This is a genomic window from Nonomuraea helvata (assembly GCF_039535785.1).
Taxonomy (GTDB): domain Bacteria; phylum Actinomycetota; class Actinomycetes; order Streptosporangiales; family Streptosporangiaceae; genus Nonomuraea; species Nonomuraea helvata.
This window is the reverse complement of the sequence record NZ_BAAAXV010000001.1, coordinates 2,138,074-2,153,813: the sequence shown is the minus strand read 5'-3', so window position 1 is coordinate 2,153,813 and position 15,740 is coordinate 2,138,074. Positions and strand designations below refer to the sequence as shown.

Here is a 15,740-nt window from a genome sequence, read left to right as displayed (position 1 = left end):
AGTCGCATCGGCCCCGGAGGGACTGCTCGAGGCCGGCTCGAGGAGCGAAGGGCCTCCTGCCTGCGCTCGCGCGGCCGGTCGAGCCCTGTTCCAGCCTGTCGCGAGCGCGAACGCCCAGCATCGGCCATGACGTGCCCTGAGCGGAGGTTGATCGTGGATCTTGAACTGGCCGGGAAACGGGTCCTGGTGACCGGCGGCACGCAGGGGATCGGCCGGGCGACCGCGCTGGCGTTCGCCCGGGCCGGAGCCCGCGTGGTCGCCTGCCACCGCAGCCCGGGAGAGGCGGCCGACGGTCTGGCCCGCGAACTGAAGGAGCTGGGTGACGGCCACCGCGTGGTGCAGGCCGACGTGACCGGGCCCGACGGCGCGGCCACGCTCGCGACCGTCTGCGAGGAGGCGCTCGGCGGCCTCGACGTGGTCGTGAACAACGTCGGCGTCGACGGCCGCGCCCGTTTCGCGGAGCTCACCGAGCAGGAGTGGGACCGGGTCATCTCGGCGAACCTCACCAGCAGCTTCCTGGTGACCCGGGCCACACTCGGGCTGCTCGCCGACCACGGCTCCGTCATCTACATCGGAGCGTCGGCCGGCATGCGCGGGCGGCCGGAGAGCGCGCACTACTGCGCTTCCAAGACCGCGCTCTCCGGGCTCACCAGGTCACTGGCCAGGGAGCTCGGCAGCAGGGGCGTGCGGGTCAACACCGTGGCGCCCGGCGTGATCGTGAAGGGGCCAGGCGACGGTCCGCCGCCCCCGGTCGCCGACCTCATCAAGGCGGTGACCGCGCTCGGCCGCCTCGGCTCTCCCGAAGAGGTGGCGGCGGCCGTGCTCTTTCTGGCCAGCGACGTGTCCCGGTACATCACCGGGGTCACTCTCAACGTGGACGGAGGCGTCTGATGCCCTATGCCGCCATCACCTACAACGTCCGGCCCGGATTCGACGACGAGATCGCGGAGATCTTCGCCGACTTCCAGCGGGTGGACACTCCCATCCTGCGCGACGCGACCGGCGACCAGGCCGGCCGGCTGCTCGGCACGGCCGTATTCCTCAAGGACGGCGTGCTGGTCCGAGTGATCCATTACGAGGGCGACTTCCGCGCTGTCGCCGCCCACATGGCCGGACAGAAAGGCGTGCACGTGATCGAGGAGAAGCTGGCGCCCTACCTCGTCGACCAGCGCGACACCTCCACGCCGGAGGCGTTCCAGGCGTACTTCCGCAACGCGCTCATGCGCTGCGTCGTCCAGCTCTCCGTGGACACCCATCCTGCGGGCCGATGATGGAGCTGGGCATCGGGCTGCCGACGATGGTGTCGGGGATCGCCGGCAGCGATCTTCTCACCTGGGCCCGCCGGGCCGAGGAGCTCGGCTTCTCGTCACTCGGAGCGCTCGACCGGCTGATGTACGACGGCTACGAGCCGCTGATCGCCCTGGCCGGCGCGGCCGGCGCGACGGGCCGGATCCGGCTGGCCACGACCATCCTGATCGCCGCCTACAGGGGCGATCGGGCACTGCTCGCCAAGCAGCTCGCGAGCCTGGACCGGCTCTCCGGAGGACGGCTCACGGTGGGCGTCGCCGCCGGCGGGCGGCAGGACGACTACGAGGCGTGCCGTACCTCTTATGCGGCGCGCGGCCGGCGGCTCGACGGGCTGCTGGCCGAGCTGCGCGGGTTCTGGAGCGGCGAGAGCGACGGGCCGGTCCCCGGCCCGCGCGCCGAGAAGGGCGGGCCGCCGCTGTTCGTGGGCGGCCACTCGCCCACGGCGATGCGGCGTGCCGCCGCCTTCGGCGACGGCTGGATCGCCGGGGGCAGCTCGGCCTCCGGTTACGGCGAGCTGGTCGGCCGGGTCCGCGAGGCCTGGGAGGCGGCCGGCCGGGCCGATCGGCCGCGTCTCATGGCGATCGCCTACGTGTCGCTGGGCCCGGACGGGCGTGAGCAGGCCGCGCACCACCTGCTGGACTACTACTCCTTCATGGGGTGGAAGGCCGAGATGGCGGTGCGCAGCGTGCTCACTGACGCGCGGCAGCTGCGTGACTTCGTGGCCGGCTACGAGGCCGCCGGCTGCGACGAGCTGCTGCTGTTCCCGTGCGTCCAGGACCCGGGACAGGCCGACCTGATCGCGGACGCCGTCTGGAGGTGATCAACATGCTGAACGTCCTGGCCGTGCTGGTGCTCCTCGGCAGCGGCACGGTGGCGGGCGTGCTGTTCGCGGTGGCGGTCAGCACCGTGCCGGCGCTGGCGGCGATGCCGCCGGACCGCTACGTCTACACGCACACGCTGCTCGGCCGGAACTGGGACCCCACCATGCCGCTCATCGTGCTGGGCACGACGCTGCTGGACATCGTCCTGGCCTTCTGGGCACCGGGAGGCGCCGCCCGCGCGCTGGTCATCTGCGCGTCGGTGTGCCTCGCCGGCGTCTCGTGGGTCTCCCACCTGCGCAACGTGCCGATCAACAAGCGGGTGCACCGGACCGATCCGGACGCGGTCCCGCCGGGATGGGAGGATCCCCGCCCGGTGTGGCGGCGCTGGCACCTGCTGCGTACGTCGTTCGCCATGGTGGCGCTCGCCGCCAACAGTCTCGCCCTCACTCTGATCTTCTGACCCGGTCAAGGCCCAAGGGATCATCCCTTGGGCCTTGACGTTTTCAGGTCGCCCAGGAGCGGGGCGAGCGGTAGCGGTGCCACTCCCGGCGCGGGCGCCTGGTGGCGGGAGCGGGCTCAGGCCGTGCGGCCCGAGCCGTGCCCAGCGCGGTGAGCGCGCAGACCAGCGCGCAGATCTCCTCGTCCGTCGGGTGCCCCGACATGATGTGCAGTTCCATCACATCGGCGGGTTTCCGTGCTTGCGCTGCGGGCCCGCCGCGTGCTTGGCCCGGAGCAGGGCGAGCGCCCGGATCAGGGTCGCCCTGGTCTCCCGCGGGTCGATGATGTCGTCCACGAGACCGCGCTCGGCCGCGTAGTACGGGTGCATGAGGATGTTGCGGTACTCCTCGACCCGCCTGGCCCGCTGCGCCGCGGGGTCGGCCGCCGCGGCGATCTCCCTGCGGAAGATGACGTTGGCCGCGCCCTCCGCGCCCATGACCGCGATCTCGTTCGTCGGCCACGCGAAGGACAGATCCGCCCCGATGGAGCGGGAGTCCATCACGATGTACGCGCCACCGTACGCCTTGCGCAGGATCAGCTGGATCCGGGGGACGGTGGCGGCACAGTACGCGTACAGCAGCTTGGCCCCGTGCCGGATGATCCCCCCGTGCTCCTGGTCGGTGCCGGGCAGGAAGCCGGGCACGTCCACCAGGCTGACCAGCGGGATGTTGAAGGCATCGCAGAGCTGGATGAAGCGGGCGCCCTTCTCCGAGGCCTTGATGTCCAGGACACCGGCCAGGTGCCGCGGCTGGTTGGCGACGATCCCGGTCACCTCGCCGTCGAACCTGGCCAGCCCGCAGATGAGGTTGCCCGCCCAGCCGGCGTGGAACTCGAAGAACTCCCCGTCGTCGACGATCTCCTCGATGACCGCGGACATGTCGTACGGGATCGACGGCTCGGAGGGGACGAGATCGAGCAGGCAGTCGTTGCTCCGGTCCGTCGGGTCGGCGGCGGCGACGGACGGCGGCAGCTCCTGGTTGTTGGACGGCAGCATGGACAGCAGGAACCGCACGTCCTCCAGGCACGAGACCTCGTCGGGATAGACGAAGCCCGCCACCCCGGAGACCGTCCCGTGCACGCGCGCGCCGCCGAGGCAGTCGGCGCTGATCTCCTCCCCGGTCACCGCCTTCACGACATCGGGGCCCGTGATGAACATCTGGGCGATGCCGTTGACCATGAACACGAAGTCGGTGAGCACGGGGGAGTACGCCGCCCCGCCGGCGCACGGCCCGAGCATCACGCTGATCTGCGGGATCACTCCCGACATGCGCACGTTGCGCTGGAAGATGCCGCCATAACCGGCGAGGGCCGTCACCCCCTCCTGGATGCGCGCGCCCGCGCCGTCGTTCAAGCTGATCAGCGGGACCCCGGCGGCCTCGGCCAGGTCCATCACCTTGTGGATCTTGGCCGCGTGAGCCTCTCCGAGTGCCCCGCCGAACATGCGGAAGTCGTGCGCGAACACCATGACCCGGCGGCCGTGGACGCGTCCCCAGCCCGCCACCACGCCATCGGTGTGCGGGCGGCGGTGCTGCATCCCGAAGTCGGTCGCCCGATGCCGGCGGAAGGCCTCGACCTCGACGAACGAGTCGGGGTCGAGCAGCACCTCCAGCCGTTCGCGTACGGTCAGCTTGCCTTTGGAGTGCTGTCTCGCCGTGGCCTCGGCATCCGGCCCGCTCCTGATGTTCTCCTTGAGGAGGGCCAGCTCCGTGACGCGATCGCTCATCGTCTCGCGGGGCAAGTCGGTCAACGGCGAATCAATGATCCCGGTGTCTTCCCTCTCCAGCATGCGTTCCCCTCACCTGTTGTCAGGTTTGTGCACATCCCAGAGGAACACACGGGTTCCGCGACGCGGCACCCCTACTGGACCACTAGAAGGCGATAGACGCAGGTAGATCGCTCCGTCCGCCGATGTTGAGCTTGCGGTAGGTGCGGGTCAGGTGCTGCTCGACCGTGCTGACGGTGAGGTACAGCTGGCCGGCGATCTCCCGGTTGGTGTGCCCGGCGGCCGCCAGCGCCGCGACCCGCCGCTCGGCCTCGCTCAGCACGGTCACGACCTCGCCTGACTCGCGCGCCGCGGGGGTGTCGGTCTCCTCCGCCGCCGGGGAGGCGGTGTCGAACGCGCCGCCGCACTCGTTCGCCACCGTCCGGGCCCGTACCAGGATCATTCCGGCACGCCGGCGCTCGCCGAGCTTGCCGTACGCCTCCGCCAGGTCGAACAGCGACCGGGCCAGCTCGTAGTCGTCGCCGCCGGCCTGCAGCAGGTCGACCGACCTCCTGAGCAGGTTGGGGCGGTGCCGCATCTCGCTGGTGGCGGCGAACAGGCGCATGGAGATCCCCTGGATGCGCAGCGAGGAGGAGCCGAAGCGCACCAGCTGCTCCTCGATGAGGTGCCGGGCCTGGTCCGGCCGGCCCAGCCGCAGCAGGGCGTCCGCGGCGTCGGCCCGCCAGGGGAAGAGGTCCGGCGCGTTCACGTTCCACCGGCCCATCAGCTCGCCGCAGCGCTGGAAGTCGTCGAGCGCCGAGGCGACGTCGCCGATGGCCAGGCTGTAGCGGCCCCTGGCGTACAGGTAGTGCAGGCCGTATCTGGTCTCGAACATGGCGTCGAGCATGGGCTGGTCGAGCAGGTCGTGGGCGGTCTCGTAGTGGCCCATCGCGGTGTGGGCGATGACGAGGCTGCCCAGCGGGCCCCCGACCGTCACGCCCCAGCCGCTGACCGGGAGGAGCTCCAGGCCGGTGCCCGCCTGGTGCACCGCCGTACGCAGGTCGCCCTGGCGGATCGCGATCTCGGCCCGGATCGCGGCGAGCCTGGCCATCCGGCTCGGGGCCTGTCTGGCCGAGGCCTCTGCGAGGAAGAGCTCGCACATGGGCGCGGCCTGCTCGGGGCGCCCGCCGTAGGTGAGCGTGAGCAGCGCGCTCTCCACCGTGTCCATCGACATCTCGTCGAGGTGGCTCACGCGCAGGATCCGCTCGGCGGTCGTGATGGCCTCGGCCTGCGGCCCGTTGACGATCACCTCGGTGAGGGCGGCGGTGGACTCGAACCGGTGGATGGCCGCCAGCGGGGCCAGCGTGGTGCGCGGCTGCGTCTCGCCCAGCGGGGCGTTCATCGAGGGGTACGTGGAGCGCAACCACGAGCCGGCGATGGCCAGCTCCATCGTCGTCTCCGGACCATGGGCGCCGCCGGATTCCGCCAGGTGGTCGAAGACCTCCTTGGCGTCGTCCAGCTTGCCGTGCCAGAGCAGCGCCTTGGCCAGCACCACGGCGTCGCTCCCGTCGAGCCAGCCCCGCTGCATCGTCTCGAACAGGTCGGTGAGGCGTCTGGCCGGCGCCGCCGGGTTGATCCGCCACTCGGCGCGCATGAGCAGGATGGCGAGCCGTGTGCGCTCCCGCTCGTCGCAGGCGGTGTGCCAGGCCAGCCGCAGGTACTCGATGGCGGGCTTGACGCGGCCTTCGCGCAGCGCGCTCGCCGCCGCGTCGGCGAGCACGGGAACGACCCAGGCGTCATCGGGCGGACCGGCGTGGAGGAGGTGTTCGGCGACCACCTCGGTCGGGGCGCCGTCGTCGTGGCAGAGCCTGGCGGCCCGGCGGTGCAGGTCCATGCTGTCCGCCGGGTCCAGCTCCGCCAGCACCGCGAGCCGGGCCGCCTCGTGCAGGAAGCGGCCCGAGCCGAGCACACCGGCCATGGCCAGGGAGCGGAGCGCCTTGTCGAGCCGCGTACGCTCGATGCCGAGCAGCCGGTCGAGGGAGTCCGCCTGGCCGAGCACGGCCAGCCCGCGCGCCACGCCGAGCAGCTCGGGCTCGCCGCGGTGCAGGCACTCCAGCACGGCCTGGCCGTACCGGTGGCCGGGGACGGGCCGGCCCTCGGATCGCTCCTCCAGCAGGGCCCGCAGCAGCAGCGGGTTGCCGGCGCTGTAGGCGTGCCAGTCCTCGGCGTACCGCTCGGCCTCCTCCGCCCCCACCCGCGCGGCGACCAGGGACAGCACGCCCGCACGAGAGAGCGGCCGCAGCTGGATGGTGTGGCAGCGGGGCCCGGAGAACAGCTGCGCGCCCGAGAACGCGCCCGAACCCGACTCCCACGCGGTGTCGGAGTGGCTGAGGACCATCATGATCCGGGCGAGCCGCACACGCCGGGACAGGTACGCCAGGCAGAGCAGGGAGAGCCGGTCGGCGTAGTGGGCGTCGTCCACCACGATCACCAGCGGGTAGCGCTCGGACAGCTCGATGAGCACCGTGCAGAGCGCGTGCACGACCTGGGCGTGGGGCTGGCCGAGCCGGTCGGAGCCGAGGTCGCTCTGCGCGCCCTCCCGCAGCAGGGCCATCGCCCTGGAGCGCTCCTCCTCCATCAGCGGCGCCTCGTGGATGAGCTGGCCCAGCACGCCCAGCGGCAGGTCCTGCTCCACGGGGGAGCCCGACGCCGCGATGGACAGCGCGCCCCGCTGGGCGGTCCCCTGAGCGAACGTGTCGAGCAGCCTGCTCTTGCCCGTCGCGACGGTGCCGCCGACCACGGCGACGCATCCCCGGCCCGAGAGTATGTTCGCGAGCAGGCCCTCCAACGTCGTGAGCGCCTCGTCGCGCTCGATCAAATCCATTTCCGATCTCCCCCTGGCAGACACTCGTACAGTTCTCGTATCCGGGTCGGAGCGATCTCCGTGCCTTCGCCGTCCGCCTGCCGCTGGACGATCCGCGCGAACTCGATCTGCACCTGGCGGGGCAGGCGCACGCCGTAATGGGCTCGCATGACGTAGGCGATGCCGCCCTTGCCCGACTGGCTGTTGATCCGTACCACGGGCTCGTAGGAGCGGCCGACGTCCGCCGGGTCGACGGGCAGGTACGGCATGGCCCAGGGCAGGTCGCGGGCGGCCGCGCCGGAGCGCTCCGCCTCGCGCTGGAGCGCGTCGAAGCCCTTGTTGATGGCGTCCTGGTGGGAGCCGGAGAAGGCGGTGTAGACGAGTTCGCCGCCGTAGGGGTGGCGCGGGTGCACGGCGATGCCGTTGCACTCCTCCACCGTGCGGCGGATGGCGTCGATGTCGGAGAAGTCGACCCCTGGGTCGATGCCGTGGCTGAACAGGTTCATGCCGAGCGTGACCAGGTCGACGTTGCCCGCCCGCTCCCCGTTGCCGAACAGGCAGCCCTCGATGCGCTGAGCCCCCGCGAGGAGCGCCAGTTCGGCCGACGCGACCCCGGTGCCGCGGTCGTTGTGCGGGTGGACGGACAGGCAGATGTGCTCACGCCTGGACAGGTTGCGGCTGAACCACTCGATCTGGTCGGCGAAGACGTTCGGGGTCGTCCGCTCGACCGTGGTGGGCAGGTTGACGATGGTCTCGCGGCCGGGGCCCGGCTGCCAGACGTCCATGACGGCCTCGCAGACCTCCAGAGCGAAGTCCGGCTCGGTGTCGTTGAACAGTTCGGGCGAGTACTCGTAGCCGAGGTCGCAGTTACCCAGCAACTTGTCCGCGTATTTCATCAGTAGGCGGGTGCCCTGGACGGCGAGGTCCTTGCACTCGTCCCTGGTCATGCCGAAGACCAGCCGCCGGAACATCGGTGAGGTGGCGTTGTAGAGATGGATCGTGGCCCGCCGCGCTCCCACGAGGCTCTCCGTCGTCCTCCTGATGAGCTCGTCCCTGGCCTGGACGAGCACGGAGATCCGTACGTCGTCGGGGATCAGGTCGTTCTCGATGAGGTGACGGACGAACGCGTGGTCGTCCTGGCTGGCCACCGGGAAGCCGACTTCGATCTCCTTGTAGCCCATCCGCACCAGGAGGTCGAACATCTTGAGCTTGCGCGCCGGGTCCATGGGGCTGGCCAGCGACTGGTTGCCGTCGCGGAGGTCGGTCGAGAGCCAGCGTGGCGCCGAGGTGACGGTGTTGTCCGGCCACCGGCGGTCAGGGAGCGGCATCGGTGTGGGAGCGCCGTAGCGCCGGACCGCCTTTGTGGTTCTGTTCAACGGCAGTCCCTCCTCAGGTGTCGAGCATGTGCTGAGGCCCGAAATACGTGGCCCTTATCGAGGTTCAGAGTGAGGTACGCGGCTATTCGCCCGGCTTCGGGTGGCTATTTCCCTCCGGGCTGCTCGGCACCGGAACCCCTAATCCCCCTGGTGAGGGGGCACGCACCCTAGACCTGGGTTGCGGGACTTTTGATGGGAAATAGCGGACCTTATCGTGAAAATATGATCAAGGTCAGGAAGAGCGCCGGACGGCTTTGGGGGATAAGCGACCTGCACGTGTCCCATCCCCGCAATCGCCAGGTCCTGGAGTCCCTCCGGCCGCAGTCCGACGACGACTGGCTGGTGGTCGCCGGCGACGTCGCCGAGCTCACCCCGGACATCGAGTGGGCGCTGAGCCTGCTCAAGGAGCGGTTCGCCACGGTCGTCTGGACGCCGGGCAACCACGAGCTCTGGACGCTCAGCGGTGACCCCGTCCAGCTCCGCGGCGAGGAGCGTTACCGCTATCTCGTCGAGATGTGCCGGCGCATCGGCGTGATCACCCCGGAGGATCCCTATCCCGTCTGGACGGGCCCCGGCGGCCCCGTCACCATCGCCCCGCTCTTCCTGCTGTACGACTACAGCTTCCGGCCACCCGGGGTCTCCCGGCAGGACGCGCTGGACTGGGCGAGGCGAGCCGGTGTCGTGTGCACCGACGAGCTCTATCTCCACTGCGACCCCTATCCGACCAGGGACGCGTGGTGCGACGCCAGAGTGGAGCAGACCGAGCGCAGGCTGGCCGGGCGCGACCCGGCCATCCCGACGGTGCTGGTCAGCCACTACCCGCTGATCCGCGAACCCACGCTGGTGCTGCGCCACCCGGAGTTCGCCATGTGGTGCGGGACGGAGCGGACCCACGACTGGCACCGCCGCTTCGACGTCCGGTGCGCCGTCTACGGCCACCTGCACATACCGAGAACGAGCTGGAGCGACGGGGTGCGTTTCGAGGAGGTCTCCCTCGGCTACCCGCGCGAATGGCTCCAGTGGACCAGATCCGGCACCGTGCTCAGATCGGTGCTCCCCGCGGAGGAACCGGCATGATCGAGTCCATCCTGCCCCCGTACGTCGTGTCGTCCGACACCACCGAGGACGAGCTGGAAGGCAGCCTGTTCCCGGAGGAGGAGGCGATGATCAGCAAAGCGGTGGGCAAGCGGCGCAAGGAGTTCACCACCGCCAGGATCTGCGCCAGGCGGGCCATCCGGCTGCTCGGCCGGCAGCCGACGCCGATCCTGTCGGGACAGAGCGGCGAGCCGCTGTGGCCCCGCGGGCTCATCGGGAGCGTCACCCACTGCGCGGGCTACCGGGGCGTGGTGGTCGCCACGCAGGTCGAGGCGGCCGCCATCGGCATCGACGCCGAGCCCAACAAGGAGCTGCCGATGGGCGTGCTCGAGGCGATCGCGCTGCCGCAGGAGGAGCGGATGGTGCGCGAGCTGAGCGAGCAGCGTCCCGACGTGCGCTGGGACCGGCTGCTGTTCTGCACCAAGGAGTCGGTCTACAAGGCGTGGTTCCCCTTGGCCCGCCGGTGGCTGGGCTTCCACGACGTGCTGGTCGACATCCGTCCGGGCGGCACGTTCGAGGCGCGGCTGCAGGTGCCCGGCCCGCTGCTGAACCGGCACCGGCTGACCGGTTTCTCCGGACGCTGGCTGGCCGGGGACGGGCTCATCCTGACCGCGATCGTGATGCCGTCCTCCATCTACACCCCGGCCCGCCAGGGCCTGATGGCCGTGGCCAGCTGATCATCCATATGCGAACGCCCGGCTGGGAGGACCAGCCGGGCGTTGAACCATTCTGGGGGCCTAGGCGGCCTTGACGACCTCGTCCCACTCGATGTGGTAGTCGTACTGCGACATCATGAACTTGCTGTTGGCCGTCAGCTTCATGACGATCGGCATGAACGCGTCCCTGATCGCCGCGCCGACGGCGCCGGGGGCCTTGTTGTTGTTGATGCTGCTGGCGACCTTGATGATGGCCTCGACGCGCGGGCGGCGGAGCCTCTCGAAAGTGGCGAACGCCTCCTTCGCGGTGGGCAGGTCGCGCAGGCACTGGGCCAGGACCACGGCGTCCTCGATGGAGAGCGAGGCGCCCTGCCCGGAGGTGGGAGTGGGGGCGTGGGCGGCGTCCCCGATGATGACCATGCGGTCGTTGTGCCAGGTCGGCAGGTTGGGCACGGAACGGGTCGGCGTGGCGCGCAGGTTCTCGGGGTTGCGGGTGGCCTTGATGAGGTCGACCGCGGGGCCCGAGTCGTGCTCGAAGAAGCTGATCAGCTTGCGCTGCCAGCCCGGCCCGTCGGTGGCGTCGAGCTCGCCCTTCTTGGGCTCGTTGTGGTGGGGCAGGCTCGCGTACCACCACACCTCGCGGCTGGGCAGGACGGCGTAGCCGAAGAAGGCCCGCTTGCCGAACATCATGCTGTAGCTGCACGATTCGGTGTCGACCGGGACTCCGTCGGTGTAGCCGCCGAGGTTGATCAGGCCGGTGTAGTGGGGGGCCGGCGCCTTGGGGTCGATGATCTTGCGTACGGTGGAGTCGATGCCGTCGGCGCCGATGATGATGTCGCCGGTGGCCTCGGTGCCGTCCTCGAAGATCGCCCGCACGCCGTCGGCGGTCTGCTCGGCGCTGATCAGGCGCTTGCCGCCCTCGATGCGGATGCCCCGGCTGGTGGCCTCGTTCTGCAGGATGCGGTAGAGGTCGGCACGGCGGACGGTGTGGCTGGTGGTGCCGTCAGCCAGGCGGGCGCCGGTGTTGGTGCCGCCCAGGTTCTTCCCGGCGCTGTTGCGCAGGGTGATCTTCGGGGTCGGGAAACCTGCGGCCACCACATCCTTGTCCGCGCCGATCGTGCGCAGCGCGTCGATGCCGTTGGTGGCGACGGTGAGGAACACGCCGACGTCGTCGGCCGGGGTGGCGTATGCCTCATAGACCACGGCCTCGATCCCGGCCTTCTGTAACGCCATGGCGGCCGCGGGCCCCGCGACGCCGCCACCGATGACCAGCGCTTTCCGAACTGAAGTCATGTCTGGCTCCCTAAGGTTTCCTGCCATGCCCGCATGTAGGCCGGCTGCTTGAATGACTCGATGAGCTCAGTGACGAACTGACGCTCGGCTTCCAGCAGGGCGAGCCGGAAGTCGTCGTCGATCAAGAACACCCACAGGACCCCGTCGTTGCCGGCGCTCTGCCTGCTCTGACGGATCTGCTCGGCTTGGGTGGTGAGGCGTTCCAGCCGCTGGGTGAGCAGCCGGACCGACTCGGCGGGCGGCAGGACGCTCATGAGCGACAAGGCCACCCCGAACTGGGGATAGTCGTTGACCGGCTGCGCGACCAGGTCGCTCAGCCAGTCGAACAGCTCGTGCCTGCCCTTATCGGTGAGGGCGTAGACGGTGCGCTCGGGTCGCAACGTGTCGCGCACTGTCTCCTGGGAAGCGATGAAGCCTGCCTTGGTCAGTTGCTTGACGACCATGTAGAGCGAGCCCTGATTGTATTTGATGGACTGGTCGGTGTCGTGTCCCTTGAGGCGCCGTCCGATTTCATAGGGGTGCATGGGCTCGACCATCAGCTCTGCAAGCACCGCCAACGCCAGCGGGTTGGTCACCTTGCGTTGCTTCATCACTGTCCCATCCACACTCCCTTTGTTACTTACTCAGGATGCACTAGTCAGCTCTATATAGTCAACACCAACTAAGTGATACCAACTATTACGACGTACCGGCCGGATGCCTCCGGTTCTAACCGGGCCCGCTCGTAGCTGCCTCGAAGGCGGCCTCCAGTGGCCGTTGAGCCCCGCCACCTAGCGTTTCGCCACCGGCTCAACCCAAGCGTTCTGGAGGCTCGACGATGGCGACAGGCAGCGCGCTGGTCATCGGAGGCGGCATCGCCGGTCCGGTGCTGGCGCTGGCGCTGCGCAAGGCGGGCATCGAGGCGACCGTCTACGAGGCGTACGCGGGGCCCGCCGAGGGCGTCGGGAGCGTGCTGACGATCGCGCCGAACGGCTTCGCCGCCCTGGGCATCACCGGCTCGGACGTCACGGTGCGCACGGTCGGCCAGCCGACCAGGAGCATGGTCGTGGCGAGCGGCAGCGGGAAGCGGCTCGGCGAGCTGCCCGGACTGCCGGGCCTGGAAGCCAGCCAGACCATGTGGCGCAGCGACCTCTACGGCCCGCTGCACGACCACGCCACGGCGAACGGCGTCAGGATCGTGTACGGCAAGCGCCTCGTCGGCGCCGACGAGACCCCGGGCGGCATCACGGCGAGGTTCGCCGACGGCAGCACCGCCAGCGGGGACGTCCTGATCGGCGCCGACGGTATCCGCTCCACGGTCCGCACGCTCATCGACCCTGGCGCCCCCGGGCCGCGCCACGTTCCGCTGCTGAACTTCGACGGCCTGGCGGACCACGCGGTCCCCGCCCGTACGGACGAGCTCTGGATGGCGTTCGGAAGGCGGGCGTTCCTCGGATACTGGCTGCAGCCCGACAGCAGGACCGGATGGTTCGCCAACCTTCCCCACGCGGAGCCGATGACCGCCGCCCAGGCCCGCCGGGTGCCGGCGGCCGAGTGGCTGCGGCGGCTGGGCGAGGTCTACGCGGGCGACGTGCCCGCCGGCGACCTGATCCGGCACACCAGCCCCGACCGCCTGATCGTGCTGGGCACGGTCGAGATCATGCCGAGCGTGCCGCGCTGGCACCGGGGCCGGATGGTGCTCGTCGGCGACGCCGTGCACGCGCCCTCGCCCAGCTCGGGCCAGGGCGCCTCGCTGGCGATCGAGAGCGCGGTCCAGCTCGCCCGTTGCCTGCGCGACCTGCCCGACCTCCCGGGCGCGTTCGCCGCCTACGAGCGCCTGCGCCGCCCCAGGGTCGAGCGGGTCATCGCGCAGGCCGCGCGGACCAACGGCAGCAAGCTGCTCGGACCGGTGGCGGGCGGGCTGATGAGCCTGCTGCTGCCCTTGGGGCTGCGCACGGTCCTGCGACCGGAGCGGACGTTCGGCTACCAGCACCGCTACCGGATCGACTGGGACGAGCCGGTCGATCCGGAAGCCGCTCGGCTGTCCGACGCCAGGACGAGATGAGGTGTGGCATGGCAGGCCGGAGAAGCTACGACTTCATGTACCGCGTCGGGGCGCCCTGGGAGACCAGCGAGCCTCGACCGGAGCTCGCCGAACTGCTGGCGAGCGGCGAGATCGCGGCCCCCGGCCGCGCGCTGGACCTCGGCTGCGGCGACGGCACGCAGGCGGTCTTCCTCGCCAGGCAGGGGTTCGAGACCACCGGGGTGGACTTCTCTCCCACGGCGCTGGCCAAGGCGCGGCGCGCGGCCGGAAGCGCCGGCGTGGAGGTGAACCTCGTCAGGGCCGACTTCACCGCGCCACGGGTGGACGGCGTGGCCGGGCCGTACGACCTGATCCTGGACTACGGGTCGGTCGACGACGTGGCCCCCGCCAAACGCGGGGCGGTCGCGGCGCACGTGGCGGAGTGGACGCGCCCGGGCGGGCTCGTCCTCATGTGGTGCTTCTACAACGACATCCCCTGGTGGCGCTGGGAGCGCATGCGATATCCCGGCCGGCTCCGGCCGGGAGAGGAACGGGAGCTGTATGAGGAAGATTTCACGATCCGCCGGCTCGCCGCCCCGGTCCCCGGCAGCGGCTCAGCCTGCTTCTTGCTGCGTCGTCGCCCTTGACCGGTGCACGAGCGACCTTCAACCCGAGGACGGAAGGATCCAGCCATGCGCGAATCAACCCAGGTTCTGATCATTGGGGGCGGCCCCGCCGGCGCGACGGCGGCCGGATTGCTGGCCCGCGAGGGCTTCCAGGTGACCCTCCTGGAACGTGACCGCTTCCCCCGCTATCACATCGGCGAGTCGATCCTGCCCTCCTGCCGCCCGATCTTCGAGCTGCTGGGCGTCTGGGACAAGGTGGAGGCCCACGGCTTCCAGCCCAAGGGCGGCGCCTTCTTCGTCTGGGGCCCCGAGGAGTGGGAGGTGAGGTTCAGCAACATGGGGGACGAGACCCCCAACGCGTGGCAGGTCGTACGGAGCGAGTTCGACCAGATCCTCCTCGATCACGCCCGCGAGCTCGGTGTCGAGGTGCACGAGGGAGTGAGCGTGCGCGACATCGAGTTCGACGGCGACCGCGCGGTCGCGGCCACCTGGTACGAGACCAAGGACGCGAGCAAGACGGGACGCATCGAGTTCGGCCACGTCATCGACGCCTCCGGCCGCGCCGGCGTGCTCGCCACCAAGCACCTCAAGAGCCGCCGGATGCACGAGGTGTTCAAGAACGTCGCGGCGTGGACGTACTGGAAGAACGCCAAGCCGCTCGACAAGGGACCCAAGGGCGCCATCGCGGTCTGCTCCATCGAGGACGGCTGGTTCTGGGCCATCCCGCTGCACGACGGGACGGTGAGCGTCGGCCTGGTCACCGGGCGCGACCTGTTCAGGGACAGCCGCAACCGGCTCGACGGCGACGTGCAGGCGGTCTACGACGAGGCGCTGGCCAAGTGCCCGGCCGTGCTCGCCATGCTGGAGGGCGCCGAGCAGGTGTCCCCGATGAAGGTCGAGCAGGACTACTCCTACGTCACCGAGAACTTCGCCGGTCCCGGATACCTGCTGGCCGGTGACGCCGCCTGCTTCCTCGACCCGCTGCTGTCCACCGGCGTGCACCTGGCCACCTACAGCGCGATGCTCGCCGCGGCGAGCCTGTCCAGCGTGCTGCGCGGAGAGGTCGAGGAGGAGGACGCCGGGCGTTTCTACTCCCACGTCTACCACCACGCCTACCAGCGGCTGCTCGTGCTGGTCTCGGTGTTCTACGAGAGCTACCGGGGCAAGGAGCACCACTTCTTCAACGCGCAGCGGCTGACCTCCGGGGAGCGCGACCACCTGGAGGTGCAGGCCGCGTTCGACCGCATCGTCACCGGCATCGCCGACCTCAACGACGCGGAGCAGGCGTACAAGCTGGTCCAGGCCCATCTGCAGGGGGCCGAGAGCGGCGACCCCAACCCGCTGAACAACCTCAACCGGGTTCACGAGGTCAAGCAGTCGCCGTTCGACCCGGCCAACGCCGTCGGCGGGCTCTACCTGGTCACCCAGCCCCGGCTCGGCCTGCGTTCGAGCCAGCCGGCGCAGGAGCTCGACGCCGTCGGCTGAGCGGGCGCCACGACG

Annotated in this window: 14 protein-coding genes and 1 pseudogene; 9 read left to right on the top strand and 6 right to left on the bottom strand. The window is 70.3% G+C overall.

Features of this window, described 5'->3' with window-relative positions; translation table 11 throughout:
* The first annotated feature begins 153 nt into the window (after positions 1-153).
* From ABD830_RS09900 to ABD830_RS09885, 4 genes are read left to right on the top strand one after another with little or no spacing between them, the layout of a single operon-like run.
* Entirely contained in the window at positions 154-891 is a 738-nt protein-coding gene (locus tag ABD830_RS09900) for an SDR family NAD(P)-dependent oxidoreductase (protein ID WP_344986231.1), read from the top strand.
* Positions 891-1,271 carry a SchA/CurD-like domain-containing protein gene (locus ABD830_RS09895; protein ID WP_344986230.1) on the top strand — a complete coding sequence of 127 codons (381 nt, stop codon included), beginning with the start codon at positions 891-893 and terminating at the stop codon, positions 1,269-1,271. The genes ABD830_RS09900 and ABD830_RS09895 overlap by 1 nt, the downstream gene beginning before the upstream one ends.
* Entirely contained in the window at positions 1,268-2,128 is an 861-nt protein-coding gene (locus tag ABD830_RS09890; RefSeq protein ID WP_344986229.1) for an LLM class flavin-dependent oxidoreductase, read from the top strand. Before ABD830_RS09895 ends, ABD830_RS09890 begins: the two co-directional genes overlap by 4 nt.
* A 5-nt stretch (positions 2,129-2,133) precedes the next feature.
* Positions 2,134-2,589, top strand: coding sequence for an anthrone oxygenase family protein (locus tag ABD830_RS09885; protein WP_344986228.1), 456 nt, complete (start codon positions 2,134-2,136; stop codon positions 2,587-2,589).
* Positions 2,590-2,632: 43 nt separating this feature from the next.
* Here the strand turns inward: ABD830_RS09885 and ABD830_RS09880 are convergent, their stop codons facing one another.
* From ABD830_RS09880 to ABD830_RS09865, 4 genes and pseudogenes are all read right to left on the bottom strand, one after another.
* Positions 2,633-2,806, bottom strand: a complete 174-nt coding sequence (locus ABD830_RS09880; RefSeq protein WP_344986227.1) for an acyl-CoA carboxylase subunit epsilon — start codon at positions 2,804-2,806, stop codon at positions 2,633-2,635.
* A complete protein-coding gene (locus ABD830_RS09875; protein ID WP_344987655.1) occupies positions 2,806-4,350 on the bottom strand; it encodes an acyl-CoA carboxylase subunit beta in 1,545 nt (514 codons plus the stop codon). The genes ABD830_RS09880 and ABD830_RS09875 overlap by 1 nt, the downstream gene beginning before the upstream one ends.
* A gap of 145 nt (positions 4,351-4,495) precedes the next feature.
* A complete protein-coding gene (locus tag ABD830_RS09870) occupies positions 4,496-7,213 on the bottom strand; it encodes an AAA family ATPase (RefSeq protein WP_344986225.1) in 2,718 nt (905 codons plus the stop codon).
* A gap of 26 nt (positions 7,214-7,239) precedes the next feature.
* Positions 7,240-8,574: pseudogene (locus tag ABD830_RS09865) on the bottom strand (2-isopropylmalate synthase); the annotation flags it as partial.
* A gap of 216 nt (positions 8,575-8,790) precedes the next feature.
* Between ABD830_RS09865 and ABD830_RS09860 the strand changes: the two are divergent.
* Positions 8,791-9,645, top strand: coding sequence for a metallophosphoesterase family protein (locus tag ABD830_RS09860; protein ID WP_344986224.1), 855 nt, complete (start codon positions 8,791-8,793; stop codon positions 9,643-9,645).
* Positions 9,642-10,340, top strand: coding sequence for a 4'-phosphopantetheinyl transferase family protein (locus ABD830_RS09855; protein WP_344986221.1), 699 nt, complete (start codon positions 9,642-9,644; stop codon positions 10,338-10,340). The genes ABD830_RS09860 and ABD830_RS09855 overlap by 4 nt, the downstream gene beginning before the upstream one ends.
* A gap of 60 nt (positions 10,341-10,400) precedes the next feature.
* Here ABD830_RS09855 and ABD830_RS09850 read toward each other — a convergent pair whose 3' ends face one another.
* Both ABD830_RS09850 and ABD830_RS09845 read right to left on the bottom strand, forming a co-directional pair.
* Entirely contained in the window at positions 10,401-11,612 is a 1,212-nt protein-coding gene (locus tag ABD830_RS09850; RefSeq protein WP_344986220.1) for an FAD-dependent oxidoreductase, read from the bottom strand.
* Positions 11,609-12,202, bottom strand: a complete 594-nt coding sequence (locus ABD830_RS09845; protein WP_344986219.1) for a PadR family transcriptional regulator — start codon at positions 12,200-12,202, stop codon at positions 11,609-11,611. Before ABD830_RS09845 ends, ABD830_RS09850 begins: the two co-directional genes overlap by 4 nt.
* A gap of 227 nt (positions 12,203-12,429) precedes the next feature.
* Here ABD830_RS09845 and ABD830_RS09840 point away from each other — a divergent pair, with 227 nt between their 5' ends.
* Genes ABD830_RS09840 through ABD830_RS09830 form a run of 3 tightly spaced genes read left to right on the top strand, consistent with a single transcriptional unit; the run spans position 12,430 to position 15,725 of the window.
* Positions 12,430-13,656: an FAD-dependent monooxygenase gene (locus ABD830_RS09840; protein ID WP_344986218.1), complete on the top strand. Its 1,227-nt coding sequence runs from the start codon at positions 12,430-12,432 to the stop codon at positions 13,654-13,656.
* 8 nt (positions 13,657-13,664) lie between these two features.
* Positions 13,665-14,261, top strand: coding sequence for a class I SAM-dependent methyltransferase (locus ABD830_RS09835; protein WP_344986217.1), 597 nt, complete (start codon positions 13,665-13,667; stop codon positions 14,259-14,261).
* 45 nt (positions 14,262-14,306) lie between these two features.
* Positions 14,307-15,725, top strand: coding sequence for an NAD(P)/FAD-dependent oxidoreductase (locus ABD830_RS09830; RefSeq protein ID WP_344986216.1), 1,419 nt, complete (start codon positions 14,307-14,309; stop codon positions 15,723-15,725).
* Positions 15,726-15,740 lie beyond the last annotated feature (15 nt).